Source organism: Neisseria sp. P0001.S005, from assembly GCF_051963715.1.
In genome coordinates, this window is the sequence record NZ_JBQCTZ010001127.1 from 1 (window position 1) to 224 (window position 224).

1 protein-coding gene is annotated in these 224 nt (G+C 54.0%); it reads right to left on the reverse strand.

The window, feature by feature from the left end:
• Positions 1 to 224, reverse strand: a 224-nt coding sequence (locus tag ACTHSP_RS24285) for a CBS domain-containing protein (RefSeq protein ID WP_440347253.1), incomplete at both ends; no start/stop codon positions are given.

Sequence of the window (224 nt, forward strand, 5' to 3'; positions counted from 1 at the left end):
ATCAATAAATCGTGCATGTTCAGCGCGCCAATCAGCACGCCGTTTTCTTCGACCACCAGCAAACCGTTCACATGGCCGCTTTGCATGGCTTTCAAAGCTTCGGTGGCAAGGCGGTCGGCGGAGATGGTTTTCGGCGAAGCGTGCATAATGTCGTCCACTTTCAAACCGGCAAAGCTGTCGCGTTCTTGAAACAGACGGCGCAAGTCGCCATCGGTAAATACGCC